General features: G+C 52.0%; 25 protein-coding genes and 2 tRNA genes. 20 read left to right on the forward strand and 7 right to left on the reverse strand.

Translation table 11 applies throughout. The features are described 5' to 3' along the window. Window positions 1-7 precede the first annotated feature (7 nt). From AL515_RS10620 to ldtA, 6 genes are all read left to right on the forward strand, one after another. The gene (locus tag AL515_RS10620; protein ID WP_061067720.1) at window positions 8-823 is read left to right on the forward strand and encodes an energy-coupling factor ABC transporter ATP-binding protein; all 816 of its coding nucleotides are present in this window, start codon (window positions 8-10) and stop codon (window positions 821-823) included. Further along, window positions 820-2,340 carry a cobyric acid synthase gene (locus tag AL515_RS10625; protein WP_061067721.1) on the forward strand — a complete coding sequence of 507 codons (1,521 nt, stop codon included), beginning with the start codon at window positions 820-822 and terminating at the stop codon, window positions 2,338-2,340. The genes AL515_RS10620 and AL515_RS10625 overlap by 4 nt, the downstream gene beginning before the upstream one ends. Further along, entirely contained in the window at window positions 2,337-2,882 is a 546-nt protein-coding gene (gene cobU / locus AL515_RS10630; RefSeq protein ID WP_048211976.1) for a bifunctional adenosylcobinamide kinase/adenosylcobinamide-phosphate guanylyltransferase, read from the forward strand. Before AL515_RS10625 ends, cobU begins: the two co-directional genes overlap by 4 nt. Then, the gene (cobS, locus tag AL515_RS10635; RefSeq protein WP_061067722.1) at window positions 2,879-3,622 is read left to right on the forward strand and encodes an adenosylcobinamide-GDP ribazoletransferase; all 744 of its coding nucleotides are present in this window, start codon (window positions 2,879-2,881) and stop codon (window positions 3,620-3,622) included. The genes cobU and cobS overlap by 4 nt, the downstream gene beginning before the upstream one ends. Before the next feature lie 24 nt (window positions 3,623-3,646). Then, the gene (gene cobT, locus AL515_RS10640) at window positions 3,647-4,711 is read left to right on the forward strand and encodes a nicotinate-nucleotide--dimethylbenzimidazole phosphoribosyltransferase (RefSeq protein WP_061067723.1); all 1,065 of its coding nucleotides are present in this window, start codon (window positions 3,647-3,649) and stop codon (window positions 4,709-4,711) included. A 118-nt stretch (window positions 4,712-4,829) separates the two neighbouring features. Then, window positions 4,830-5,756 (forward strand): L,D-transpeptidase, encoded by a 927-nt coding sequence (gene ldtA, locus AL515_RS10645; RefSeq protein ID WP_048211973.1) that lies wholly within the window; start codon window positions 4,830-4,832, stop codon window positions 5,754-5,756. Window positions 5,757-5,779: 23 nt separating this feature from the next. Here the strand turns inward: ldtA and AL515_RS10650 are convergent, their stop codons facing one another. The 4 genes from AL515_RS10650 to AL515_RS10665 all read right to left on the reverse strand — a co-directional run bounded on the left by AL515_RS10650 (window position 5,780) and on the right by AL515_RS10665 (window position 10,297). Further along, a complete protein-coding gene (locus AL515_RS10650) occupies window positions 5,780-6,469 on the reverse strand; it encodes an ABC transporter ATP-binding protein (protein WP_061067724.1) in 690 nt (229 codons plus the stop codon). Between the two features lie 10 nt (window positions 6,470-6,479). Then, a complete protein-coding gene (locus tag AL515_RS10655; protein ID WP_061067725.1) occupies window positions 6,480-8,168 on the reverse strand; it encodes an ABC transporter permease in 1,689 nt (562 codons plus the stop codon). Beyond that, window positions 8,152-9,189, reverse strand: coding sequence for an extracellular solute-binding protein (locus tag AL515_RS10660; RefSeq protein ID WP_048211970.1), 1,038 nt, complete (start codon window positions 9,187-9,189; stop codon window positions 8,152-8,154). Before AL515_RS10660 ends, AL515_RS10655 begins: the two co-directional genes overlap by 17 nt. A gap of 235 nt (window positions 9,190-9,424) precedes the next feature. Next, a complete protein-coding gene (locus AL515_RS10665; RefSeq protein ID WP_061067726.1) occupies window positions 9,425-10,297 on the reverse strand; it encodes a LysR family transcriptional regulator in 873 nt (290 codons plus the stop codon). Window positions 10,298-10,404: 107 nt separating this feature from the next. Between AL515_RS10665 and AL515_RS10670 the strand changes: the two genes are divergently transcribed. From AL515_RS10670 to AL515_RS10680, 3 genes are all read left to right on the forward strand, one after another. After that, window positions 10,405-11,583 carry an MFS transporter gene (locus AL515_RS10670; RefSeq protein ID WP_061067727.1) on the forward strand — a complete coding sequence of 393 codons (1,179 nt, stop codon included), beginning with the start codon at window positions 10,405-10,407 and terminating at the stop codon, window positions 11,581-11,583. Window positions 11,584-11,734: 151 nt separating this feature from the next. Beyond that, window positions 11,735-11,944, forward strand: coding sequence for a tautomerase family protein (locus AL515_RS10675; RefSeq protein ID WP_061067728.1), 210 nt, complete (start codon window positions 11,735-11,737; stop codon window positions 11,942-11,944). Window positions 11,945-12,016: 72 nt separating this feature from the next. After that, on the forward strand, window positions 12,017-12,529 hold the full coding sequence (locus AL515_RS10680; protein ID WP_082193760.1) for an AbrB family transcriptional regulator: 513 nt from the start codon (window positions 12,017-12,019) through the stop codon (window positions 12,527-12,529). A 45-nt stretch (window positions 12,530-12,574) separates the two neighbouring features. Here AL515_RS10680 and AL515_RS10685 read toward each other — a convergent pair. After that, window positions 12,575-12,650: transfer RNA gene (locus AL515_RS10685), tRNA-Asn, on the reverse strand. 6 nt (window positions 12,651-12,656) lie between these two features. On the opposite strand from AL515_RS10685, the gene AL515_RS24100 reads away from it, so the two are divergent. From AL515_RS24100 to AL515_RS10695, 3 genes are all read left to right on the forward strand, one after another. Then, window positions 12,657-12,764 carry a DUF5951 family protein gene (locus AL515_RS24100; RefSeq protein ID WP_225807935.1) on the forward strand — a complete coding sequence of 36 codons (108 nt, stop codon included), beginning with the start codon at window positions 12,657-12,659 and terminating at the stop codon, window positions 12,762-12,764. A 46-nt stretch (window positions 12,765-12,810) separates the two neighbouring features. Beyond that, entirely contained in the window at window positions 12,811-14,298 is a 1,488-nt protein-coding gene (locus tag AL515_RS10690) for an EmmdR/YeeO family multidrug/toxin efflux MATE transporter (RefSeq protein ID WP_225807936.1), read from the forward strand. 99 nt (window positions 14,299-14,397) lie between these two features. Continuing rightward, window positions 14,398-14,473: transfer RNA gene (locus tag AL515_RS10695), tRNA-Asn, on the forward strand. 104 nt (window positions 14,474-14,577) lie between these two features. Here AL515_RS10695 and fhuE read toward each other — a convergent pair. Next, window positions 14,578-16,764 (reverse strand): ferric-rhodotorulic acid/ferric-coprogen receptor FhuE, encoded by a 2,187-nt coding sequence (fhuE, locus tag AL515_RS10700; RefSeq protein ID WP_061067730.1) that lies wholly within the window; start codon window positions 16,762-16,764, stop codon window positions 14,578-14,580. A 348-nt stretch (window positions 16,765-17,112) separates the two neighbouring features. Between fhuE and hinT the strand changes: the two genes are divergently transcribed. The 8 genes from hinT (at window position 17,113) to AL515_RS10740 (ending at window position 23,158) form a co-directional block, all read left to right on the forward strand. Further along, window positions 17,113-17,472 (forward strand): purine nucleoside phosphoramidase, encoded by a 360-nt coding sequence (gene hinT / locus AL515_RS10705; RefSeq protein WP_005121105.1) that lies wholly within the window; start codon window positions 17,113-17,115, stop codon window positions 17,470-17,472. A gap of 2 nt (window positions 17,473-17,474) precedes the next feature. After that, entirely contained in the window at window positions 17,475-17,849 is a 375-nt protein-coding gene (locus tag AL515_RS10710; protein WP_048211964.1) for a YcfL family protein, read from the forward strand. Window positions 17,850-17,871: 22 nt separating this feature from the next. Further along, the gene (gene lpoB, locus AL515_RS10715) at window positions 17,872-18,504 is read left to right on the forward strand and encodes a penicillin-binding protein activator LpoB (protein ID WP_048212601.1); all 633 of its coding nucleotides are present in this window, start codon (window positions 17,872-17,874) and stop codon (window positions 18,502-18,504) included. Further along, complete coding sequence (thiK, locus tag AL515_RS10720) at window positions 18,485-19,309, forward strand: thiamine kinase (protein WP_061067731.1); 825 nt, start codon at window positions 18,485-18,487, stop codon at window positions 19,307-19,309. The genes lpoB and thiK overlap by 20 nt, the downstream gene beginning before the upstream one ends. 10 nt (window positions 19,310-19,319) lie before the next feature. Next, window positions 19,320-20,345, forward strand: a complete 1,026-nt coding sequence (nagZ, locus tag AL515_RS10725; RefSeq protein WP_061067732.1) for a beta-N-acetylhexosaminidase — start codon at window positions 19,320-19,322, stop codon at window positions 20,343-20,345. A 21-nt stretch (window positions 20,346-20,366) separates the two neighbouring features. Further along, on the forward strand, window positions 20,367-20,909 hold the full coding sequence (gene ycfP / locus AL515_RS10730) for an alpha/beta hydrolase YcfP (RefSeq protein ID WP_061067733.1): 543 nt from the start codon (window positions 20,367-20,369) through the stop codon (window positions 20,907-20,909). 236 nt (window positions 20,910-21,145) lie between these two features. After that, window positions 21,146-22,450 carry an NADH-quinone dehydrogenase gene (gene ndh / locus AL515_RS10735; RefSeq protein WP_048211961.1) on the forward strand — a complete coding sequence of 435 codons (1,305 nt, stop codon included), beginning with the start codon at window positions 21,146-21,148 and terminating at the stop codon, window positions 22,448-22,450. A gap of 168 nt (window positions 22,451-22,618) precedes the next feature. Then, the gene (locus AL515_RS10740; protein ID WP_048211960.1) at window positions 22,619-23,158 is read left to right on the forward strand and encodes a glycine zipper 2TM domain-containing protein; all 540 of its coding nucleotides are present in this window, start codon (window positions 22,619-22,621) and stop codon (window positions 23,156-23,158) included. 56 nt (window positions 23,159-23,214) lie between these two features. Here AL515_RS10740 and AL515_RS10745 read toward each other — a convergent pair whose 3' ends face one another. Then, on the reverse strand, window positions 23,215-25,395 hold the full coding sequence (locus tag AL515_RS10745; protein ID WP_061067734.1) for a TonB-dependent siderophore receptor: 2,181 nt from the start codon (window positions 25,393-25,395) through the stop codon (window positions 23,215-23,217). Between the last annotated feature and the right edge of the window lie 49 nt (window positions 25,396-25,444).

Raw genomic sequence — 25,444 nt, forward strand, 5'->3', positions numbered from 1 at the left:
GAAAAGTATGCTTGCCACCTCAGCGCTTTGGTTTCGCTACCAGGATGACCCGATTCTCAAAGGGCTAACGCTGGACTTTTCTCAACATGCCGTCACCGGACTGGTGGGGGCCAATGGCTGTGGGAAGTCCACGCTGTTTATGAACCTGAGCGGTTTACTGCGCCCACAACAGGGGGCGGTGATGTGGCAAGGAAAACCACTGGATTACAGCAAGCGCGGCCTGCTGGCGCTACGTCAGCAGGTGGCAACGGTATTTCAGGACCCCGATCAGCAAATCTTTTATACCGACATCGACAGTGACATCGCGTTTAGCCTACGTAATCTTGGCGTGGACGAGGCTGAAATTGCCCGTCGGGTGGACGATGCCTTGACGCTGGTCGACGCCCAGCATTTTCGCCATCAGCCGATTCAGTGCTTAAGTCACGGGCAAAAAAAACGCGTGGCGATTGCCGGGGCGCTGGTGCTGCAAGCGCAGTATCTGTTACTGGATGAACCCACAGCCGGTCTCGACCCATCAGGGCGTACGCAGATGATCGAGATTATCAAACGCATTGTGGCGCAAGGAAATCATGTGGTTATTTCCAGCCATGATATTGATCTCATCTATGAAGTCAGCGATGCGGTGTATGTTTTACGTCGCGGAGAAGTGCTGACGCACGGTACGCCGGGTGACGTGTTCGCCCGTACCGATCTTATTGAACAAGCCGGGTTAACTCAGCCATGGCTGGTGAAATTGCACACCGAGCTGGGCTTCCCGCTGTGTAAAACAGAGGCTGAATTTTTTAGTTGTATGCGAGAGAACGCACTGAAGGAGGCGTCATGACGCAGGCGATAATGTTGCAGGGAACGGCATCTGATGTGGGTAAAAGCGTGTTGGTCGCCGGGCTGTGTCGAATTTTTTATCAGGATGGGCTGCGTACCGCGCCGTTCAAATCGCAAAACATGGCGCTGAACTCTGGTATTACGCCAGAGGGCAAAGAGATGGGCCGCGCGCAAATTTTTCAGGCTGAGGCCGCCGGCATTACGCCAGATGTGCGTATGAATCCGGTGCTGCTTAAACCGACCAGCGACCGTAAAGCGCAGGTTGTGCTGATGGGCAAAGTGGCAACCGATATGGATGCGGTCAGTTACCACGAGTACAAACCGCGTCTGCGGGATCAAATCCTGTCAGTTTATAACAGTCTGGCGCAAGAGTTCGATGTGCTGGTGCTGGAGGGGGCGGGAAGCCCGGCCGAGATTAACCTGCGCGATCGCGATATCGTCAATATGGGCATGGCTGAAATGGCGCAATGTCCTGTGATTTTGGTGGCGGATATCGACCGTGGCGGGGTGTTTGCCTCCATTTACGGCACGCTGGCGCTATTGCACGATCATGAACGCGCCAGGGTCAAAGGGGTGATCATCAATAAATTTCGCGGCGATGTGGCGCTGCTGTATTCCGGTATTGAGCAAATTGAAGCGCTGACCGGGGTGCCGGTACTGGGCGTCATGCCATGGCTGGATGTGGATCTGGAAGATGAAGATGGCGTTGCGCTGCAAAAGGGCAAATATTTGCGCACTGATAAACGCGACATCGACATCGCCGTTGTGCAAATCCCGCACATTTCTAACTTTACTGATTTCAATGCGCTTGCTGCACAGCCGGATGTGCGCGTGCGCTATGTGCGCCAGCCTGAAGAACTGGCGGGGGCCGATCTGGTGATTCTGCCCGGCAGCAAAAATACGCTGGGCGATCTTGTGTGGCTGCGTGAGAGTGGAATGGCGCACGGCGTCGTGCAATTGCATCGTAATAACGTGCCGGTGGTGGGGATTTGCGGCGGCTATCAAATGCTCGGCGATACGATCATCGATGAAGTGGAGTCAGGGCTTGGCACGCTGCCGGGTCTGGGCTTGCTCAATACCGTCACCCATTTTGCCCAGCACAAAACCACCACTCTGGTTGAGGGAAAAATGTCCTCCTCGCTGCCTGACTGGCTGGCGGGCGCGGCGGGGTTATCCGTTCGTGGTTACGAAATCCATATGGGCGAAACGACGTTAACCGAAGAATGCCGGTCGGTGATGACGCTGCGCAAAGACGGAGGCAATGTGGCTGACGGCGCGGTTACGCCGGATGGCCTGGCGTTTGGTACTTATCTTCACGGTCTGTTCGACAGCGATGAATTTACCCGGGCGCTGGTTAATGGCCTGCGCGTACGTAAAGGGTTAGCACCGCTGGATTCCACCTTCCATTACGCGCAATATAAATCGCAGCAGTTTGATCTGCTGGCGGATGCGATGCGGCAACACATCGATATTGAGAAAATTTATACCATCATGCAGCAACACCGGGAGCCCGTATGATGATTCTGGTTACCGGCGGTGCGCGTAGCGGCAAGAGTCGACATGCGGAAGCGCTGATCGCGGATTCTCCAAACGTTTTGTATATCGCGACTTCGCAGATCTTTGATAAGGAGATGGCGGCGCGAATTCAGCATCATCGCGATGGACGCCCTGCGCACTGGCGTACAGCTGAACGCTGGCAACATCTCGATGAACTGATAACGGCAGAAAACGATCCGCAGGAAGCCATTTTGCTGGAGTGCATTACCACGATGGTGACCAATCTGCTGTTTGCACTGGGCGGTGACAGTGACCCGGATAGCTGGGATTACGCGGCGATGGAGCAGTCGATCGAGGATGAGATCCGTTCGCTGATTGCTGCCTGTCAGCGCTGCCCGGCAAAGGTTGTGCTGGTGACCAACGAAGTGGGAATGGGGATTGTTCCGGAGAACCGTCTGGCACGGCATTTTCGCGATATTGCAGGACGCGTGAATCAGCGACTGGCGGCAGCAGCCGATGAGGTCTGGCTGGTGGTATCAGGAATTGGAGTCAAAATTAAATGAGTAAGTTGTTCTGGGCAATGCTCTCTTTTATCAGTCGCTTGCCCGTTCCTGCTCGCTGGTCGCAAGGACTGGATTTCGAGCACTATTCACGTGGCATTGTGATGTTCCCGCTGATTGGCGTGGTGCTGGGCGGGCTTACGGGGCTGGTCTTTATGGCGCTACAGGCCTGGTGCGGTATCCCACTGGCGGCGCTGTTTGCAGTGTTGACCCTGGCGCTGCTGACCGGCGGTTTTCATCTTGATGGCCTGGCGGATACCTGTGACGGTATTTTCTCTGCCCGTCGACGCGAACGGATGCTGGAGATCATGCGCGACAGCCGGCTGGGAACCCACGGCGGACTGGCGCTAATTTTCGTGTTGCTGGCAAAAGTGCTGGTAGTGAGCGAACTGGCTTTGCGTGGCACACCGATGTTGGCGGCGCTTGCTGCGGCTTGTGTCGCCGGGCGGGGCTGTGCTGTTTTGCTGATGTATCGACATCGTTACGCGCGCGAAGAAGGGCTGGGCAATGTCTTTATCGGCAAAGTCTCCGGGCGTCAAACCTGCGTCACGTTGGGATTTGCGGCGATCCTTGCCGCCGTACTACTTCCCGGTATGCGTGGTGTGGCAGCACTGGTCGTTACGTTGGTGGCGATCTTCATTCTTGGGCAGTTATTAAAACGCACGTTAGGTGGGCAAACCGGCGATACGCTGGGTGCGGCCATTGAACTTGGCGAGTTGGTTTTCCTGCTGGCTCTGCTTTGAGTCAGTCAACATACTGGAACCCTTATGCAGACTTTATCCTCTTTACTTCACGCGATCCCTTCTCCCGATAGCGCTGCAATGTTGCGCGCGCAGCAACATATTGATGGCCTGCTTAAGCCGCCGGGAAGTCTTGGGCGACTCGAATCTCTCGCTGTGCAACTGGCCGGTATGCCAGGCCTGAAGGGTGTGCCGCATGTGAATGGCAAAGCGATGCTGGTGATGTGTGCCGATCATGGCGTGTGGGATGAAGGGGTTGCCGTTTCGCCTAAAATCGTCACGGCTATTCAGGCTGCTAATATGACGCGTGGGACGACCGGCGTTTGCGTGCTGGCTGCTCAGGCGGGGGCAAAGGTACATGTGATTGATGTCGGCATCGATGCTGAACTCATTCCCGGCGTGGTGAATATGCGCGTGGCGCGCGGCTGCGGTAATATTGCTCAAGGCCCGGCAATGCGCCGTTCTCAGGCCGAGGAACTGCTGCTGGAAGTTATTCGTTATACCCATGAGCTGGCCAGGGATGGCGTAACGCTGTTTGGCGTCGGTGAACTTGGTATGGCCAATACGACTCCCGCGGCGGCAATCGTCAGCGTATTGACCGGCAGCGATGCCGAGGATGTGGTCGGTATCGGCGCTAACCTGCCGCTCTCGAGGGTAGGCAATAAGGTTGATGTTGTACGGCGAGCCATTGCCGTCAATCAGCCGGATCGCAATGACGGTATTGATGTGCTGGCAAAGGTGGGTGGTTTTGATCTTGTCGGTATGGCGGGGGTGATGTTAGGTGCGGCGTCTTGCGGTCTGCCGGTCATCCTGGATGGTTTCCTGTCTTATTCGGCGGCACTGGCTGCCTGTAAGATAGCGCCGGAGATTAAACCTTATCTGATCCCGTCGCATTTCTCCGCCGAGAAGGGCGCTCGTACTGCACTGGCGCACCTGGAACTGGAGCCGTATCTCAACATGGGAATGCGTTTAGGCGAAGGCAGTGGTGCCGCGCTGGCGATGCCCATTGTTGAAGCGGCCTGCGCGATGTATAGCAATATGGGGCAGTTAGCTGCCAGTAATATTGTATTACCGGATGGCAAGGAAGCGTAGCCGCTAACGACCCCGCTTTATGGCGGGGGTTTTTATGTGCATTCTCGTCGTAACCCCCTAAAACAGATAAAAAAGCTATACTTAACGGATATCTGCTGCGACGAAGGAAAGGAAAAAGATGCGTCGTGTAAAACTGCTGTGTGCTCTTGTTATGCTGCTCGCGAGTCAGGGATCGCAGGCGGTGAGCTACCCATTGCCTCCTGAGGGCAGCCGTCTGGTAGGAAGCCCTTTGACGATAACGATTCCCGCTGGTAATACTCAGCCCCTGGAGGCTTTTGCCGCACAGTATGGACAGGGATTGAGCAATATGCTCGAAGCCAATCCTGGTGTGGACGTATTTCTGCCAAAGTCGGGTTCCACACTGGTGGTGCCACAACAGTTGATATTGCCTGATACCGTACGTGAAGGCATCGTCATCAACGTCGCAGAAATGCGGCTCTACTATTACCCTGAGGGTGCTAATACGGTAGAGGTATTACCTATTGGTATTGGGCAGGCCGGGAGGGAAACTCCGCGCAACTGGGTCACAGCGGTCGAACGTAAACAGGAAGCACCAAGCTGGACGCCCACGGCAAATACCCGGCGGGAGTATGCTGCTCGTGGGGAAAGCTTACCGGCGTTTGTGCCTGCCGGGCCTGACAATCCGATGGGACTGTACGCTATCTATATCGGCAGGTTGTACGCCATCCATGGTACTAATGCCAACTTCGGTATTGGGCTACGCGTGAGCCAGGGCTGCATCCGTCTGCGTAATGACGACATCAAATACCTGTTTGATACTGTGCCAGTTGGCACGCGTGTTCAGATTATTGACCGACCGGTAAAATTCAGCACCGAGCCAGACGGTAGCCATTGGGTTGAGGTTCATGAACCGCTGTCCCGCAATCGCTCCGAATATGAATCTGACAGAAAGGTTCCGCTGCCCATCACCCCCGTTTTGCGTACTTTTATCAGCGGGAATGACGTGGATGTGAATCGTGGGAATCAGGCGCTGGAACGCCGTTCCGGGATGCCGGTGAATATCAGTCTGGTGCAGACACATTAGCGATGCCACTACGCGGCTCTTTCTTAGCCCTGACTATGGTGGGCCGCTTTTTTAAGCTGATACTGACCCATTTTCACAAAACCGATATGGTCCGCCATCAACTGAGCTTCGTGCTCGCTGTGGGTAACCAGCAGCGCGGTCTGGCCTGCGGCGCGTAAAATATCCCGAACCTCATTACCAAGGCGCTCGCGTGTGCGCTTATCCAGGCTGGAGAAGGGCTCATCCAGCAGTAAAATTTCTGGGTGTGGCGCCAGCGCGCGGGCTAACGCGATGCGCTGCTGCTGCCCGCCAGAAAGTTCATGAGGGTAATGGTTAGCATGACTGTGCAATTCCACCATTTTCAACAGCTCCGTCACTCTGGCCTGTTGCGCTTCACGTGGCATACGCCGTAAACCGAAGGCGACGTTTTGTTGTGCGGTCAGATGGGGAAATAAGGCGTATTCCTGAAAGACCATGCCGACATGACGTTTTTCCGGGGGCAAATGAACGCCGGGGCCAGCGATACGCCGCTCTGAGACATAGATCTCTCCACACTGCAGTCGTTCAAAACCGGCAACTGCACGCAACACCGTTGTTTTCCCACAGCCTGAAGCGCCAAGCAGACAGGCAATTTCTCCTTTGCGTACCGACATTGAGAATCCGCTCAGGACCGGTTGCTGGCTGTTGCCGTAGGCAACGTGCACGTCCTGGAGTCGTAATGCGATTTCTGACATTGTTGCTCTCTTAACCACGGCGAGTCATCTGGTGACGCACCAACAATATAACGGGCAGTGTACCTGTTAAAACAATCATTAGCGCGGCGATAGCACCTTCTTCATAGGTCCCGCGGGCCGCTTCTGCATACAGCAGAGTGGCCAGCGTTTCGAAATTTACCGGGCGCAACAGCAGCGTTGTTGGCAGTTCTTTCATCGCATCGGCAAAAACCAGCAATGCGCTGCTCACTAATGCCGGACGCAGTAACGGAAAATGAACGCGGGCAAATGTTCCGGCACCGTTTTCGCCGAGCAATCGTGAAGCCTGTTCGAGTGACGGCGGGATGCGGCCCAGACCGGAGTCCAGCGCGCCGATGGCAATTGCCTGGAAACGCATCGCGCAGCAAATGACCAACAAAATACCGGCAGACATCAGCGGTAACCCGCGAATATCCAGTAAGTCGGCCAGCCAACGATCGACAGCCATCGCTGGGGGCAAAAAACCAATCGCCAGAATCGTTCCGGGCACCGCATAACCGAGGGAGGCCAGACGCATCACGCCACGACGAAAGCCAGGCATCGCGTTGTCTGCTGCGCTATGGCGTGCGCTCCAGGCCACCAGCAAGCTGACGCAAATCACCACCAGCGTGGTGCCTGCTGCCAGCAAGAGCGTATTTTGTAATGCTGAAAGCAACGAGGCGGAAAGGGGGCTCGTGTCCCCTAAGCGTTTGGCACTTTCCCACATCAAAAAGAGAACCGGGGCCACAAAGCCCAATATAACCGGTAGCGAAATGACCGCGCCGAGTAGCCAGCCACGCCAGCCGGGCACGCGAGTGGGTTGGATTTCCCGCAGGCTGCGGCTGCTGAATCCTTGCTTTCTGCGTCCGTAAAATTCCAGCGTCAGAATGAAGAAGATAAACATCAGCATCATGCAGGCGATTTGTGCGGCGGCGGATAAATCAGAGCGAGAGATCCACGTGGTGTAGACGGTAACGGTTAACGTTTGTACGCCGAGGAACTCCGATGCACCAATATCGTTGAGCGTTTCCAGAAGTGCCAGGCTGATGCCGACAGCCAGTGCCGGGCGCGCCATTGGCAGGGCGACCCGGAAGAACGTCCCGGCAGCGCTGCATCCCAGCGTACGGGCAGCCTCAAGTAAATGGGCCGGTTGACTGATAAAGGTGGCGCGGGTCGTCAGGTAGACGTAAGGATAGAGCACTAAACCGAGCAAAATAATCGCGCCGGAAAGCGAACGCAAATCCGGTAGCCGGAACTGCCGTGGACTGTCAAAGCCCAGCAGGAAGCGGATAAAGGTTTGCAGAGGGCCAATCGGATGCAGTAGATCGAGCCAGGCAAAGGCGACGATGTAGGTTGGCATCGCCAGCGGCAGCAGCAACGCCCAACTGAGGATCTTACGTCCAGGAAAGTCCCATGCTGTGATGGCCCAGGCGCTGCCTACGCCAATCACGCCAACCAGCACTGCCACACCGGCTAACAGCAGTACGGTATTTTTTAATGCTGCAGGCAGCACAAACGTAATGAGATTGTCCCAGTGCGATAAATCCGACTGGGTAGCTTGCCAGATAAGCGCAATGATGGGAGTCAGGACGCCAAGCGCAATGCAAAGCGCCCCAAGGTGCAACGGCGTTAATAATGACTGCGGCCCGGAAACCAGGCCGCGTAACGTCGGAAACTGTAGAAGTTTATTGATCGAATCCAACTTTATCTACCAGCAGACTTGCTTGTTTACGGTATTTCACAATTTCGGTTAACGGAATTTTATCGACATCGATCTCACCAATTGTGGCGTTGATCACCGGATCGAGAGTGACACCTTTCAGTACCGGGTATTCGAAGTTCGCTTTTGCGTACTGCTGCTGGGCAGGTGCGGAAACCAGATATTCCATCAACTTAACGGCATCGGCTTTATTGGGGGCATAGCGTGCTACTGCCGCGCCGCTGATATTGACGTGCGTGCCGCCATTTTCAAAGGTTGGCTTAACGACTTTAATTGCATCGCCCCACTGACGTGCATCGCTGCCTTCTTTGGCGTTTTTCATATGGCCGACGTAATAGGAGTTCGCCAGGCCAATATCGCAAATACCCCCGAGGATATCGCGGGCAACGTCACGGTCGCCGCCAGTCGCTTTACGTGCCAGATTCGCTTTCACGCCACGCAGCCATTCTTCCGTTTTTGCTTCGCCGTGATGGGCAATCATCGCGGCGATCAGCGCCGTATTGTACGGATGCTGACCGGAACGAATACAAACCTTACCTTTGTACTCGGGGCTGGCGAGCTGTTCGTAATGCCAGTTATCGATTGGCATTGACTTCTCGGCGTACAACACTCGCGCACGCATTGACAGCGCAAACCACTGATTATCCGCACCGCGGAGATTGGCCGGAATAGCCGCTTTCAGTGCTTCTGACTCCACGGGTTGTGTCACACCCGCTTCGACTAAATCGATAAGGTTCCCGGCGTCAACGGTCATCAGCAGGTCGGCAGGGGAGTTTTTACCTTCCGCTTTAACACGCTCAAGCATGCCGTCCTTGATATAGACCGTGCTGACTTTTATACCGCTGGTTTTCGTCCAGCTATCAAGCAGGGGCTGAATCAGGCCCGGTTCACGGGTGGTATACAGCGTTAACGCATCCTGGGCGAAAGCCGGCAGGCTGACAGAGAGGACGAGAGCAGAAGCAAGCGTGATACGGCGCAGTCCAGTGCGAGGCAGAGCATTCATCGTTTATATCCCAGCGTAATTGGAACGTACAGTGACCCGGGCAGGGGCTCATTTTTTGCCTGCGTACAATAAATGATAATCACTAGCAATTACAATCATTGCAAAGTGTAAATAATTTACATTTACATAACTTTAATCAACGGTGTGAAGTGGCCTGTCCCTGTTATGGATAAGATATTTAGCATCCATGAATACACTGGGTCGCCGGCTGCCTGGCGTTACCAGACGTAATCACTTAAGCCCGCGTAATAAACGAGACAAAGTGATTAAGTACCCGGCTGACTTCGCGGCTTTTTAGCCATATCATCATGGTGTTCACTTTACCTATCTGTGGCGTAATCATATGACTGCGGACAGGGAAGTTATTCTCATACTGTCTGACAACATTTTCTGGCAACAGCGCAATCCCCATCCCGGCACTCACACAGCCAAGGATCGCCTGAAAAGAGCCAAATTCCAGAGGATCGGCGTAATCGATCCCCTGTAGGCGCAGCCATTCTCCCAGGCGGGAGCGATAGTTGCACCCTTTAACAAAAACCAGCGGCCTTGTCACCTGGAGGTCAGCGCCAGTAATGACATTCTGGTGCTCTGCCGCTGTTACCAGTACCAGCGTTTCCTGACATAACACGTGTGATTGCAGGGGCGAATTTTCCATATGCAGTCCCTGATGATCGGCAACGAATGCGATTTCCAGTTCATTGTTCAGAATGTGTTGCACCAGCGCCTCAGTAGGGGAGGTTTTCAGGTTTAACTCAATGGAAGGCATTTCGCGGTGGAAATTCGCCAGTATCGAAGGGAGACGTACCGCTGCGGTCGTTTCCATTGCACCAATTCGCAATGGCCCCGCCACTTTTGTTCCCAGCATCGACAATTCTGCTTCCTCTAACAACGCCAAAATTTTGTTGGCGTAACGCAGAAGCAGTTCGCCCTCAGGGGTAATGTAGAGTCGATTTTTCTCGCGCACAAACAGAGAGACATCAAGGCTGGCTTCCAGCTGTTTAAGGCGGGTTGTGACATTCGAAGAAACGCAGTTCAGACTACGTGCAGCAGCGGATATGGAGCCCGTTTCCGCCACCGTTTTAAACAAGTTCAGAGAGGTACTGTTCATAGAAGCATCACTCAAAGTGAATGTTTTCGTTATTTTTATTAACTTTTTATTATCATTTCCTTGTGTAAGATAACAATCAAACTTAATTCGTCTTTTGAGGCCAAAATATGGATCTCGATCACAGTGCTGTTGGCCTCCGTCAGTTGAGTACTGCTGTATTTGGTATGATCGTCTTGACCTTAGGAATGGGCATTGGGCGCTTTTTATATACGCCTATGCTCCCGCTTATGCTTCATGAAGGACTGTTTACCTTTTCACAATTATCCATAATTGCCAGCGCCAACTACGCAGGTTACCTTGTGGGCAGCCTCCTTTTCTCTTTTGGTATTTTTAGCGCTGTCAATAAGTTAAGAGTGTTGTTACTGGTCTCAGCACTACTTACCGTCGTGCTGATTTTTTTGATGGCAAAAGTGACCCAGCCAGAAATTATTTTGTTAATCAGGTTCCTCGCAGGTGTGGCAAGCGCGGGAATGATGATATTTGGTTCAATGCTGGTCCTTCAGCATACTCATAACCCTTTTGTTATCGCCTCTTTGTTTTCGGGCGTAGGAATGGGCATTTTTATCGGCAATGAATATGTCATTGCTGGTGTATCCTACGCCTTAAATTCACATGTGTTGTGGATTGGCGCAGCCATAATTTCAGCGATACTTTTCGTCATACTGACGATGCTATTGCCGAAAGATAAGTATATGATCTCCTCAGTAAAAGCTGCCGCAGGTGCGGAGTCGGATATCCAGTGGTGGAATTTAGCCTTACTGTATGGCCTGGCGGGGTTCGGTTATATCATTGTCGCCACGTATTTGCCGTTAATGGCCAGGGGGGGTGGCAACACTTTTTTAGCCGACCATATCTGGTCTATTGTCGGCCTTGCTGTTATTCCTGGCTGCTATGGCTGGCTCTGGGCTGCTCGCAAATGGAATATATTATCCTGCCTGAGCGTTAACTTAATTGTGCAAGCGAGTTGCGTAGTCATGGCCATATTTATTAACTCGCCACTGCTGTTAACCATTAGTTGTATTGGATTTGGCGGCACATTTATGGGTACAAGCTCTTTGGTCATGCCGCTGGCTAGAAAAATAAGCGCACCCCAGAAGATTAATCTCCTCGGTCTTGTTACGCTGACATATGGGATAGGGCAAATTCTAGGCCCATTAGTTGTCAGTGTCTTTCAGAGTAATAAAAATGGGATGACCTACTCCATATTGCTGGGGGCAGCCTCTTTATTTATCGCAGCAGCAATTAGTTATTGGCAATACAACAAAGTTAAATATTCTGGAAAATAATGATAATAGTTATATTTCAGCTAATAACCTTAATAGTTCTTGCGGCAGAACTAGTTTTCAAAAGCAGTATGACTCTGTTCTGCTGTTTAACGGGTTTGCGCTCTTCTCTCTGTGCGCATTTCCCATAATTATCTGGTTTACAGGAGTTTTTATGCCCTATGTAAATATTAAGATCACCAATGAAGGTGTTACCGATAAACAAAAGAAACAGCTGATGGAAGGTGTTACTCAGCTACTGGTGGATGTGCTTAACAAAAATCCTGACACCACTATTGTGGTTATTGACGAAGTCGATACTGATAACTGGGGAATTGGTGGCGTACCGGTGACCGAATTGCGTGAAAAAGCCAGCAAAGAGTGAATCTGATGGCGGGGGGGGGCTCCTCGCCTGATATCAGTTTGTGATAGAACAATTGACCTGGAGAGGGCGTCGATGAGAGTGTTGGCAGGTATTATCCTCTGTTTTCTCGTTGGGCAGGGATTCACGTTCTGTAATGTTCCACTGGGTATGATGTTTGGTGCCCTCTTTACCGTGATTATACTTAAGCGGGTTGGGATCTCCGTAACCTCAATGCCGGGGAGTATAACGGTCATCCAGCTTTCTCTCGGTATCTCAATCGGGATGATGTTTAGGGATTTTTCATATGGTGAACATCGCCAGTTCAGTCTTTTTTTTGCTCTGTTATTACTTTGCTTATCTTTGCAATTTACCTTGAGCTACTTCTGGTGTGTGCGGCGGTTGGGCTGGAGTAAAGAAGAGGCGCTTTTGGGTGCGGTGCCCGGAGCGATGGCGGCGGTGCTGGCGCTAGCCTCCCATATTAAGACTCCGCCACAAAAAATTGTTATCTCGCATTCTCTGCGTCTCATTACCCTGACGTTTCTGGCTGGCTATTTACAGCCCGACTGGAAGCCATTCTGGCCTGATGTTTTAGTCGCAATGCCATAATAACAAAAAGCCCGCTCAAGTTTCCTTAAGCGGGCTTCTTAAATATGGCTCCTCTGACTGGACTCGAACCAGTGACATACGGATTAACAGTCCGCCGTTCTACCGACTGAACTACAGAGGAATCGTTGTGGAGGCTTATCATAGCGGCGAAAAAACTTTTGTCAAACCCCAATTCCTACATTGGGGATCAATTGGTGCTTCTCTCGACAGTTTGTTGCATTTACAGACATTTTAAATGGAAAAAACTTTGCAGCTTTTTTGATTCTCCCTCATCATTTGAAATGAGGTTTCAACTTTCTTCATTAAGGTCCACTTTGAACGTCTCCGCAGCCTTACGCCAGGTCGCATCCCGCACGCCCTGGTATGCTAAACGCAAGCGTTATAAAGTTCTCTTTTGGCGCGAAATTACCCCGCTTGCTGTCCCCATTTTTCTGGAAAACACCTGTGTACTCTTGATGGGAGTACTGAGCACCTTCCTGGTGAGCTGGTTGGGTAAAGAAGCTATGGCAGGCGTCGGACTCGCCGACAGCTTCAACATGGTCATCATGGCATTTTTCGCCGCCATCGACCTTGGCACGACGGTGGTGGTTGCTTTTAGTCTCGGAAAGCGCGATCGCCGACGCGCCAGAGCCGCAGCCAGACAATCACTGGTTATCATGACGATATTTGCTGTCGTACTGGCGGCGGTGATTCACTATTTCGGTGAGCAGATTATTGATGTCGTTGCAGGAGAAGCCACCCCTGATGTAAAAGCACTGGCACTTACCTATCTGGAATTAACAGTGCTCAGCTACCCTGCTGCGGCAATTGCGTTAATTGGCAGCGGCGCACTGCGCGGTGCCGGAAATACCAAAATACCGTTATTGATTAACGGTGGTATGAATATCCTGAACATTATTATCAGTAGCATCCTGATCTACGGCATTTTTTCCTGGCAAGGGCTGGGATTCGTCGGCGCAGGTCTGGGGTTGACGATTTCACGTTACATTGGTGCCATCGCCATTATATGGGTGCTGATGATTGGATTTAACCCAGCGCTGCGCATTCCCCTGAAGAGCTATTTTAAACCGCTGAATCTTGCCATCATCTGGGAAGTCATGGGGATTGGTATTCCTGCCAGTATAGAGTCAGTCCTGTTTAACGGTGGCAAGTTACTTACGCAGATGTTTGTTTCGGGTATGGGTACCAGCGTAATTGCCGGTAACTTCATTGCCTTTTCGATAGCGGCACTGATCAACCTGCCGGGAAACGCTTTAGGTTCCGCGTCTACTATCATTACCGGCAGACGTCTGGGAAATGGACAGATTGCTCAGGCGGAAATCCAGTTGCGGCATGTATTCTGGCTCTCCACAATCGGATTAACCGCCATCGCCTGGCTAACCGCCCCGTTTGCTGGCGTGATGGCTTCGTTTTACACCCACGATCAGGATGTAAAAGAGGTCATTGTCATCCTAATTTGGCTGAACGCGGCATTTATGCCGATATGGGCAGCATCATGGGTTCTTCCTGCTGGATTTAAAGGTGCACGTGACGCCCGTTTCGCTATGTGGGTCTCCATGTTGGGGATGTGGGGCTGTCGTGTTGTCGCCGGCTACACCCTCGGGATCGTATTAGGATGGGGTGTCGTTGGCGTCTGGATGGGGATGTTCTTCGACTGGGCAGTACGGGCCGCGTTATTTTACTGGCGAATGGTCACAGGCCGTTGGCTGTGGAAATACCCACGTTCTGAACGTGAAAAGTGTATAAAACAACCGTCTACGTCTGAATAAACGACGAAATGAAGAATATTTCAGCAAACGATCGCGAATATCCATTCAGGCTTTGACAACGCAGACAGGCATCGCTAATATTCGCCCCGTTCACACGATTCCTCTGTAGTTCAGTCGGTAGAACGGCGGACTGTTAATCCGTATGTCACTGGTTCGAGTCCAGTCAGAGGAGCCATATTTAAGAAGCCTGCTTAAGGAAACTTGAGCAGGCTCTTTGCTTTTTAGCTTTTCAGTAAATCCACCCGACATGCAGGTGGATACTTTACAGACTGGGTATTATCAGAACTGGTAGCTGGCAGTGAGGCTGACGTTACGCGGCTCACCATAGACGATAGAGCCTTCGACATTGGTATCGTAGGTTTTATCGAACAGGTTATTGATATTGCCCTGGAGGGCGAAATTCTTCGTTACCTGGTAGCGAGTGAATAAATCCACCAACGCGTAGCTTCCCTGTTCTGCACGGAACGTGCCGTATGGCGTCACGGTATCGCTATACACTCGATTCTGCCAGTTAACTCCGCCCCCCACGGTCAGTGCCGGCAGGGCAGGCAGGTTATAACGGGTGAACAGTTTTACTGTAGTACGCGGCAGGTTCGGATTGACGGCATTGCCGTCGTTGTCATCCGCAACGTACCGCGTTGCGCCGAAAGTCATCTGCCAGTTATCCGTGATCGCACCGTTCACTTCGAATTCAACGCCTTTGCTGACCGTTCCATCCATCGCTTTAAAGGCCGTATCCCCATTGCTACCGGCGATTGGTACGCCGGTTGATTGCGCCACGTTATCCTGCTCAATGCGGAATACGGCGAGGGTGGTGGTTAAACGGCTGTTCATCCAGTCTGATTTCAGACCAACCTCGTAGTTGTTGCCGGTAATAGGGGAGAGATATTTACCGGAACTGTCGCGTTTGTTCTGCGGCTGGAAGATAGAGGTATAGCTGGCGTAAGTGGACCAGTTATCATCGATGTCATAAACCAGACCCGCATAGGGCGTGGTGTGGTTTTGTTCCATGCTGTAGGTCAAGGTGTCGATACGCCAGTTGGTATAGCGCGCGCCGACGATCAAATGCAATGGGTCGGCCAGAGAAATGCGTGTCGCGGCGTACAGCGATTTCATGTGCGTGGTATCGTCCTGGGCCAGCGATTGCGGATTCCAGTTGGTTTCCGGGAAGTTACCGTCGTAGGTATAGAAGCTGCCGATTTCGTTGGGGAAAACGTTCGCCCACGAGCTCTCATAACGGTTATTTTGCTTGCTGTAACTGCCGCCCAGCATCAGGTTATGCTGACGACCAAACAGGTCGTAGCCACCATCGGCAAAGAGATCGACGGCATCGACTTTACGCTTGCCGCTGTTCCAGCCTGTTCCACCCACGTAATCATAGCCCGGTCCATAGTTGCCATAGGGACCGATCAGTGTGCCGTCAGCTTTATTAACGTAAGCGTCGACGTACATCATCTTGCTGTCGAACTTGACCTCGGAATGTGTGGCATTCAGGGTTGTTTGCCAGGTATCCGCGAAACGCTGTTTGAGTGACACGAAGACTTTGTTGATGTCTTTGTCATTGTAAGTCCAGTCCGGCGCGGTGCTGCGCGAGCGGTCGTAGCTGTTTTTGCTGCCATCGGTATTCCAGCGCGGCAAGCCGCCCCAGGTTGGACTGTTGATATCAATACGCTGGTATTCGTAACCTGCTGACAGGCTGGTGGTGTCGCCCAGATCGGCATCGACAATCCCCGAGAAAAACATTTTTTCATTGTTGTAACGGTCAAGCCAGGAATCGTTATTTTGATAACCCGCCACGATGCGGGCACGCACGTTGCCGTCTGCCGTCAATGGGCTTTGCAAATCCGTCACATAGCGTTGCTTATTCCAACTGCCGTATTCCGCGGAGACATTCCCCGTGAACTCGCGGCTGGTTGCATGTTTACGGATCATGTTAATTGATGCCGAAGGATTCCCCGTGCCGGTCATTAACCCGTTTGCACCACGAACCACCTCTATACGTTCAAACAAGGCCGTGTCAGAAAGGGCATCGCCGAGGTTCCAGCGGGATTCAAAATAGGTCGGGATCCCATCGACCATGTAGTTATCGATCTGGAATCCGCGAGAGAAATAGCTGCTGCGATCAGAGTCCGCCTGGCTTTTACTGATCCCCAGGGTGTTATCCATCACATCGCCCAGTGTCTGGAGTTGCTGATCTTCCATACGCTGTTGGCTGACGATGCTGACAGATTGCGGGATATCTCGCTGTGTCATCTGCATTTTTGTGCCTGCGGATGTCGATTTAACGCTGTAATCCTGCTCATCACTGGATGTGGCGGAGGCTGAACCATCAACGATCACGGTCTCTTCTGCGGAGGCGGCGAGGCTGGTACAAGGCAATAACGCAGCCGTAATACAGGCTGCCAGGAGGGATGGGACAATGGCAGAACGATGCTGTTCGTCCCTGTAGTGTGTTGTGAAAGACATCGGAAAGTCCTTGATAATTATTAATATTAAGTTCGAATCACGTGACTGCGTAATGAACCCTTTGGCTGTTAATTATTTTTCTTGCATGAGAATGCAAATGCGAAATATACGCATTCATATTCAATGTGTAAACAAATGCTACGCATAAATGAAATATTGTTTCAGTACTATGTCAGAGCGATAGCGCCGGGAAATGGTTATAAGAACAGCGCTGGCAGGGCTTTTTGCTTAAAAAATCGAGGGTTAAAGTTGAAAGAGCGTGAGTAACTCGCTCATACTCTATACTCGCAGAGTCACCCGGCGTAGCATGGCACAACGCATGGGCTCTTAATGAAAAAGGAAAACGTCGTGGCAGAAGAAACTATATTCAGCAAAATTATTCGTCGTGAAATTCCGTCGGACATCGTATACCAGGATGAACTGGTCACTGCGTTTCGTGATATTTCACCTCAGGCACCAACGCATATTCTGATCATCCCGAACGTTTTAATCCCAACCGTCAACGATGTGACGGCAGAGCATGAGCAGGCGCTGGGACGAATGATCACAGTGGCGGCGAAAATCGCTGAGCAGGAAGGCATTGCCGAAGATGGATACCGTTTGATTATGAATACCAACCGTCACGGCGGTCAGGAGGTGTATCACATTCATATGCATCTGCTGGGTGGACGTGCGCTTGGTCCAATGCTCGCGCATAAAGGTCTTTAAAAATGACCAGAGGATGCATTGCGCTTACGTTGGGTCTGCTGTTGCTGGCTGGCTGCCGTTCACACCCGGAAATTCCGGTCAGTGATGAACAGTCTCTGGTGATGGAATCAACAGTACTGGCGGCGGGTATCACCGCAGAGCCGCCTGAATTAACAACGTCTGATATTCAGGCCTCAGCATCCTCACGACTCTATAACGAAAGACAAGAACCCGTTACCGTTCATTATCGGTTTTACTGGTATGACGCCAGAGGGCTGGAGATGCACCCTCTGGAAGCGCCACGCAGCATGACTATCCCGGCTCGTTCGTCGGTAACGCTGTACGGCAGCGCCAATTATCTGGGGGCGCACAAGGTTAGGCTTTATCTTTATTTGTAAGGGGTGAATCTTGAAGATCAAAATGAATCGCTACGCATTGATTGCCGCGCTGGCGATGTTTCTCTCTGGTTGTGTGGCTCAACGTGAGCCCGCGCCGGTAGAGGAAGTGAAGCCAGTACCGGAACAACCCGTGCAGCCGCAACAGCCAGTTCCGGTTGTACCAACGGTGCCAACCATACCGCAGCAGCCGGGTCCGATTGAACACGAGGACCAAACGGCGCAGCCAACCCCACGTCAGCGTCATTATGACTGGAACGGGGCAATGCAGCCGATGGTCGGCAAAATGCTGCAAGCTGAGGGTGTGAAAGCAGGGGGCGTTCTGCTGGTTGATAGCGTAAATAACCGTACCAACGGCTCGTTAAACGCGGGTGAAGCCACCGAGACTTTGCGAAATGCGCTGGCGAATAATGGTAAATTTACCCTGGTTTCTGCGCAGCAGTTGGCAGTAGCCAAGCAGCAGTTAGGTCTGTCGCCTAACGACAGCCTGGGAACACGCAGCAAAGCGATTGGTATTGCCCGTAACGTTGGCGCGCAGTATGTGCTCTATTCCAGCGCTTCCGGTAACGTCAATTCACCTGCGCTGCAAATGCAATTAATGCTGGTACAAACTGGCGAGATAATCTGGTCAGGTAAAGGTGCCGTTCAGCAACAATAACAAACTGACGCGCGATGAAGTTCTGTCGCGCTATTTCCCGCAGTATCATCCCGTCGCAGCCAGCCAGAGCGGCCTAAGCGGCGGGAGCTGCATCATCGAACATCAAGCCCACCGTTTAGTGCTGCGCTGTCATCACGATCCTTACGCGCCAGAATCGCATTTCTTACGCCACTATCATGCGTTAAAGCATTTGCCAGAAAGTCTTGCGCCGCGTCCTCGCTTTTATACGCGCGGATGGATGGTCGTCGACTTTTTTCACGGTAAGGTAGAATCCAGATTACCGGACGCCGACGAACTCGCTGGCTTATTGTATCATCTGCACCAGCAGCCCCGATTCGGCTGGCGAATCAGCCTGCTGCCGCTACTCGAGCAGTACTGGCAGTGTAGCGATCCAGCACGTCGTACGCCATGCTGGTTGCGCGCCCTGAAGCGGCTAAGAAAAAGCGGTGAGCCTCGACCTTTGCGCCTGGGGCCGCTGCATATGGATGTCCACGGCGACAACATCGTACGTACAGACTCAGGGCTGCGGCTGATTGACTGGGAATATGCCGGCGACGGTGATATCGCGCTGGAACTGGCGGCGGTATGGGTCAGCGATGAGTCCCAGCACCAACGGCTGGTTAGCGCCTACGCCAAACGAGCGCATATTGAGCAAGATGCGCTCTGGCGACAGGTCAGGCGATGGCAAATCTGGATAATGATGCTGAAGGCGGGGTGGTTTGAGTATCGCTGGCAACAAACCGGCGATCGACAATTTATCAGGCTGGCCGATGAAACCTGGCGGCAGCTAACAATGAAAGGATAAGGAGAGCAGTGTGGGCCCAGTAATGTTGGATGTCGAAGGGTATGAGCTGGACGCTGAAGAGCGTGAGATTCTGGCGCATCCGCTGGTAGGTGGGTTGATCCTCTTTACCCGAAATTATCATGACCCGGAACAGTTGCGTGAATTAGTGCGCCAGATCCGCGCGGCATCGCGTAATCATCTGGTGGTGGCAGTGGATCAGGAAGGGGGGCGCGTCCAGCGCTTTCGTGAAGGTTTTACCCGTCTGCCCGCGGCGCAATCTTTTGCTGCATTGCATGGGCTGGAAGAGGGGGGCAAACTGGCTCAGGAAGCTGGATGGCTGATGGCCAGTGAAATGATCGCGATGGATATTGATATTAGCTTCGCGCCCGTTCTGGATGTGGGGCATATCAGCGCAGCAATCGGCGAGCGCTCTTACCATGCCGATCCGCAAAAAGCGTTAGCGATGGCAACCCGCTTTATTGATGGCATGCATGCGGCCGGAATGAAAACGACCGGTAAACACTTCCCCGGACATGGTGCAGTGACGGCGGATTCGCATAAAGAAACGCCAACCGATCCTCGCTCAGAAGCCGAGATCCGCGCGAAAGATATGTCGGTATTCCAGACGTTAATCACTGAAAACAAACTGGATGCCATTATGCCTGCGCACGTCATCTACAGTGATGTGGACCCGCGCCCGGCGAGCGGCTCGCCACACTGGTTAAAAACGGTACTGCGTCAGGAGCTGGGTTTTGACGGCGTGATTTTCTCCGACGATTTGTCGATGGAAGGTGCGGCGATTATGGGGAGCTACGCAGAGCGCGGGCAGGCATCGCTGGATGCAGGTTGCGATATGATCCTGGTCTGCAATAATCGTAAGGGAGCGGTCAGTGTGTTAGATAATCTGTCGCCGATCAATGCAGAACGTGTTACACGTTTGTATCATAACGGTTCATTTTCACGTCAGGAACTGATGGACTCGGCACGCTGGAAGACGGTAAGCGCTCAGCTCAACCAGCTTCATGAGCGCTGGCAGGAAGAGAAAGCAGGTCATTAACGCACGTTTGGCGAGGATGCGATGATTATCTATTTACACGGTTTTGACTCTAACAGTCCGGGCAACCACGAGAAAGTATTGCAACTGCAATTTATTGACCCGGATGTCAGGCTGATTAGCTACAGTACGCGGCATCCTAAACATGATATGCAGCATCTGCTGAAAGAAGTGGACAAAATGCTGCAGCTTAATGTCGACGACCGACCGCTGATTTGTGGCGTCGGGCTCGGGGGATATTGGGCAGAACGAATTGGTTTCCTGTGTGATATTCGTCAGGTGGTGTTTAACCCTAACCTGTTCCCGTATGAGAATATGGAAGGGAAAATCGACAGGCCGGAAGAGTATGCTGATATCGCCACAAAATGTGTGACCAACTTCCGCGAGAAAAATCGCGATCGCTGCCTGGTTATTCTGTCACGCCATGATGAAGCCTTGAACAGCCAGCGTTCATCGGAGGAGCTGCATCATTACTATGAAATTGTATGGGATGAAGAACAAACCCATAAATTCAAAAACATCTCCCCGCATTTGCAGCGAATCAAAGCGTTCAAGACGTTAGGTTAATCTTTACTGAGCGTTTAAAAAACCAGCCTTCGGGCTGGTTTTTTTGTCCTAAAAGTCTGGGTTGTCTATCTTTTCAGCATCAAAACTTGATGCACATCAATTTTGGTATGACCAATGCACCGTTCGTGTTATTCTCAGTCTCGAGGAACATTTTCAATATCGTAACTTGTTGTTAATTAAAGGCTATATACATAACTTTTAATTAACAATTGGTTAATAAATTTGAGGGGGTCACGTTGACTACACCATTGAAAAGGATCGTGATTGTCGGCGGCGGTGCTGGCGGACTGGAAATGGCGACGCAGTTGGGTAAAAAACTGGGTCGTAAGAAAAAGGCAAAAATCACGCTGGTAGACAGAAACCACAGCCACCTGTGGAAACCGTTGCTGCACGAAGTGGCAACAGGATCGCTGGATGAAGGTGTTGATGCGCTGAGCTATCTGGCGCATGCCCGTAACCATGGGTTCCAGTTCCAGCTGGGTTCGGTGATGGATATCGATCGTGAAGCGAAAACCATCACGATTGCTGAGCTGCGAGACGAGAAAGGCGATCTGCTGGTCCCTGAGCGTAAAGTGCCATATGACACGCTGGTGATGGCACTGGGCAGTACGTCCAACGATTTCAACACGCCGGGCGTCAAAGAGAACTGTATTTTCCTCGATAACCCGCACCAGGCGCGTCGCTTCCACCAGGAAATGCTGAATCTGTTCCTGAAATATTCTGCAAACCTGGGCGCGAACGGCAAAGTGAATATCGCTATCGTCGGCGGTGGTGCAACGGGGGTAGAACTCTCCGCTGAGCTGCACAATGCGGTAAAACAGTTGCACAGCTATGGTTATAAAGGGCTGACCAATGAAGCGCTGAACGTCACACTGGTGGAAGCCGGTGAACGTATTTTGCCAGCGTTGCCGCCGCGTATTTCCAGCGCCGCGCATAACGAGTTAACCAAGCTGGGCGTACGTGTACTGACTCAGACGATGGTCACCAGCGCTGACGAAGGTGGGTTGCATACCAAAGATGGCGAGTACATCAAAGCTGATCTGATGGTGTGGGCAGCAGGTATCAAAGCGCCAGACTTTATGAAAGAAATTGGTGGTCTGGAAACCAACCGTATCAACCAGCTGGTGGTTGAACCAACCCTGCAGACGTCGCGTGATCCGGACATCTATGCGATTGGTGACTGTGCTTCCTGCGCGCGTCCGGAAGGGGGTTTTGTGCCGCCGCGTGCCCAGGCTGCGCACCAGATGGCATCCTGCGCGATGAACAACATTCTGGCGCAGATGAACGGTAAACCGCTAAAAGCGTATCAGTATAAAGATCACGGTTCTCTGGTTTCTCTCTCCAACTTCTCTACCGTGGGCAGTCTGATGGGCAACCTGACGCGTGGCTCAATGATGGTGGAAGGGCGTATTGCACGCTTTGTCTACATTTCACTGTACCGTATGCACCAGATTGCGCTGCATGGTTACTTCAAAACCGGCCTGATGATGTTGGTTGGCAGCATTAACCGGGTGATTCGTCCGCGTCTTAAACTGCACTAATACTGGCTTATAATGCCGGATGGAATGCTTCATCCGGCACTTTCTTTCAGAGTTCTCTGAATCATGCTGCTTTACCCCCTTTCTCCGCGATTTTCATCCGTAATCTGATTGGCATTATTTACCTTCTGTTGCAAAGTTGTTGCTAATAGCAAAAAAGGAGGAAGTCCCGTGAATAAATCAATGTTGGCGGGTATAGGGATTGGCGTAGCTGCTGCGCTGGGTGTTGCAGCGGTGGCCAGTCTAAACGTTTTTGAGCGTGGCCCACAGTTTGCACAAGTCGTCTCTGCAACACCGATTAAAGAAACGGTAAAAACACCGCGCCAGGAATGTCGTAACGTAACGGTTACTCACCGTAAACCTGTACAGGATGAAAACCGTATTGCCGGTTCCGTGCTGGGCGCGGTTGCCGGGGGCGTAATTGGTCATCAGTTTGGTGGTGGCCGCGGCAAAGACATTGCGACCGTTGCCGGTGCGTTAGGTGGTGGTTATGCAGGTAACCAGATTCAGGGGTCAATGCAGGAAAACGATACGTACACAACCACACAACAACGTTGTAAAACAGTGTATGACAAATCAGAAAAAATGCTGGGCTACGACGTAACGTATAAAATTGGCGATCAGCAGGGCAAAATCCGCATGGATAAAGATCCCGGTACGCAAATTCCGCTGGATAACAACGGCCAGTTGGTTCTGAATAACAAGGCGTAAAATAGCGTTATCATGAATATTAGCCCCCCATCGCTCAGGCTGGGGGGCTTTTTTTATCAGAAGGTTAAGGCATAGTTCAAACCAAAGGTGCGACCCCGACCTTTGTATTCATACAAGGATGGACTGCCATAAGTCGGGCTGTAGAGTAACGGTGCACGCTGTCCCCAGAGGGTGGTGTACTCTTCATTCAGCAGATTCTCAACGCTAAAGGTCAGTTTACCCAGCGGGAGCTGATAGCTGCCGATAAAGTCCATCGTATTGTACCCATCCAGCTTGTTGCCACTGGCGTCGCTCAGGTCAAATGTCTGCTGGCTCTGTACTCGCAGAGACCACGGTTCTGGCGCCCAGCCAACCCATGCGGTTGCTTTAGATGGCGAAGCCAGAGTGACATCCCATTTTTGCCATTTACCGTTTTGCTTCACTTCCGATTTAATGATGTTGAAGTTACTTCCCAGACTCCAGTCTGTATCAGCAATGAAATAATCCACCGCGCCTTCAAGGCCATAAATCCGGCGATCGTCGGGTTGTACGTTAATGGTCATATCGTTGCGGTTAACGACGATCGATTTATCAGACGTGGAATAGTAAGCGGCGAGCTGTGTACGCAGGTTATCGCCGGTGTAGCGCCACCCCAGTTCGTAAGAGTTAACTTTAATGCCTTCCAGACGTGAATCCGCTACGTTAACACTGCGCTGGAGCTGATAATGATCGCCAACCAGCGAGTAGGTACCGTTGCCGTAGTATTTTCCGGGGTCGGGAAGTTCCACACCTTGAGAGAAGTTGAACCAGGTCTGCTGGCGATCGGTCAGGTGTGCGAGGATGCCCGCATTAAACAGGAAGTTATCATAGTCTGCTTTGCCACCCGGGATACTATCAGCAGAGTTCGCCAGACCCGTTGCGATGCCTTGTTGTTGCGTATAGCCGACAAAATCATCAACGCGGTTTTCAGTCCACTGGTAGCGGATACCACCGCTGAGCGTAAAGATGTCATTAATGTCGTAGCTGTTTTGCAGGAAAGGCGCGAAGTTGGTGATGCTGTAACCGGGATAGCGCCCGGTGGTGTAGGCCGTTCGGTTATCCATACCGCCAGAGGGGAGGGAATAAGCCAGATCGAAGAATTCTTGATTGGAATCGAATGTTTCGTGATCGGCGTCGATACCCCATGTCAGTTCCCAGTTTTCCATCAGCTGGCTGTTGAGGGTGATTTTGGCACCAAACTGGTCAGTATCCTGCTGTGATGCGGAGAAACTGGTGACCTTACCTTTGCTCAGCGTAGGGAAGGGATAGAATTTAAGTGATTCGTCACGGTAATAGATCTGGCTGACCAGATTCTGGCCGAAGAAATTGGCATCGGAATATTGCAGACTGATCAGATGTCGTTCCGTGCCGGGGATACGGTCGGAATTGAGACCGCTGCTGGTATGAGCATTGCCGGTTCCCGTCACGGCAGACATGTTCTTGCCGAGATCCAGTCCGTAGTCGTCATCTCCCTGGCTTTTGTAGTACTGCGTAACCAGCTGCAGCTGGCGGTTGTCATCAAGCTCAATCGTCCCGGTACCCATCAGATCCAGGCGATCGGAATGCTGCAGACCGGTTTGGGTATTATCGAGCATTAAGGCGTCGTGGTTGGCATCATACCACCCCCCAAACCGTTGATAAGCGACAGACATGCGTCCGGATGCGCGGTCGGTTCCTCCGCTCACTGCGGCGGCAACACGCTCGTCATGATCGTTACTGTTGTTGAAACCGCTTTTGCTGCCCAGTTCGAGTTCAACTTCACGCTCAGACTGACCTTTTTTGGTGACGATGTTGATCAAACCACCGGTACTTCCGCCGCCATACAGTGATGTTGCCCCGGAGATAACTTCAATGTGTGCAATATTAAACGGATCAATGGAGTCGAGCTGGCGGCTGTCGGTGCGGGAAGAGTTGAGACGAACACCGTCAATAAGCACAACGATGGCGCGACCACGCATGTTCATCCCGTAGTTGGTCCGTCCCTGGCTGCTAACGTCGATTCCGGGGATCAACTGAGCCAGAACATCTTTAAACTCTTTCCCCCCCTGAACCTGCTGTTCAATCTCTCTGCCTTCGATAACCCATGTCGTTTGCGCCATTTCTGCCACGGTGCGTTGGCTCCGGTTGGCGCTGACGATGAGATCTTCTTCTTCTGCCGCCATTGCCGGTAGGGTTAAAGACAGTAACAGAGGATTGAGCACCCAGAGATGCTTATTCATTTGTATTCCTTATAAAATTTGTTGGCCTGTTTTTATTTTTACGGCATGG

This window comes from Citrobacter sp. FDAARGOS_156, assembly GCF_001559235.2.
Lineage (GTDB): Bacteria > Pseudomonadota > Gammaproteobacteria > Enterobacterales > Enterobacteriaceae > Citrobacter > Citrobacter youngae.

What these genes read in the sequence shown, in the direction of transcription:
- cobT (WP_061067723.1), top strand. Translation starts at nt 3,647, where the DNA reads ATGCAGACTTTATCCTCTTTACTTCACGCGATCCCTTCTCCCGATAGC.
- AL515_RS10680 (WP_082193760.1), top strand. Translation starts at nt 12,017, where the DNA reads ATGAGAGTGTTGGCAGGTATTATCCTCTGTTTTCTCGTTGGGCAGGGA.
- AL515_RS10625 (WP_061067721.1), top strand. Translation starts at nt 820, where the DNA reads ATGACGCAGGCGATAATGTTGCAGGGAACGGCATCTGATGTGGGTAAA.
- AL515_RS10670 (WP_061067727.1), top strand. Translation starts at nt 10,405, where the DNA reads ATGGATCTCGATCACAGTGCTGTTGGCCTCCGTCAGTTGAGTACTGCT.
- AL515_RS10650 (WP_061067724.1), bottom strand. Translation starts at nt 6,469, where the DNA reads ATGTCAGAAATCGCATTACGACTCCAGGACGTGCACGTTGCCTACGGC.
- fhuE (WP_061067730.1), bottom strand. Translation starts at nt 16,764, where the DNA reads ATGTCTTTCACAACACACTACAGGGACGAACAGCATCGTTCTGCCATT.
- cobU (WP_048211976.1), top strand. Translation starts at nt 2,337, where the DNA reads ATGATGATTCTGGTTACCGGCGGTGCGCGTAGCGGCAAGAGTCGACAT.
- AL515_RS10745 (WP_061067734.1), bottom strand. Translation starts at nt 25,395, where the DNA reads ATGAATAAGCATCTCTGGGTGCTCAATCCTCTGTTACTGTCTTTAACC.
- ldtA (WP_048211973.1), top strand. Translation starts at nt 4,830, where the DNA reads ATGCGTCGTGTAAAACTGCTGTGTGCTCTTGTTATGCTGCTCGCGAGT.
- AL515_RS10690 (WP_225807936.1), top strand. Translation starts at nt 12,811, where the DNA reads ATGAGGTTTCAACTTTCTTCATTAAGGTCCACTTTGAACGTCTCCGCA.
- AL515_RS10665 (WP_061067726.1), bottom strand. Translation starts at nt 10,297, where the DNA reads ATGAACAGTACCTCTCTGAACTTGTTTAAAACGGTGGCGGAAACGGGC.
- AL515_RS10660 (WP_048211970.1), bottom strand. Translation starts at nt 9,189, where the DNA reads ATGAATGCTCTGCCTCGCACTGGACTGCGCCGTATCACGCTTGCTTCT.
- AL515_RS10675 (WP_061067728.1), top strand. Translation starts at nt 11,735, where the DNA reads ATGCCCTATGTAAATATTAAGATCACCAATGAAGGTGTTACCGATAAA.
- AL515_RS10710 (WP_048211964.1), top strand. Translation starts at nt 17,475, where the DNA reads ATGACCAGAGGATGCATTGCGCTTACGTTGGGTCTGCTGTTGCTGGCT.
- cobS (WP_061067722.1), top strand. Translation starts at nt 2,879, where the DNA reads ATGAGTAAGTTGTTCTGGGCAATGCTCTCTTTTATCAGTCGCTTGCCC.
- ycfP (WP_061067733.1), top strand. Translation starts at nt 20,367, where the DNA reads ATGATTATCTATTTACACGGTTTTGACTCTAACAGTCCGGGCAACCAC.
- lpoB (WP_048212601.1), top strand. Translation starts at nt 17,872, where the DNA reads ATGAATCGCTACGCATTGATTGCCGCGCTGGCGATGTTTCTCTCTGGT.
- AL515_RS10620 (WP_061067720.1), top strand. Translation starts at nt 8, where the DNA reads ATGCTTGCCACCTCAGCGCTTTGGTTTCGCTACCAGGATGACCCGATT.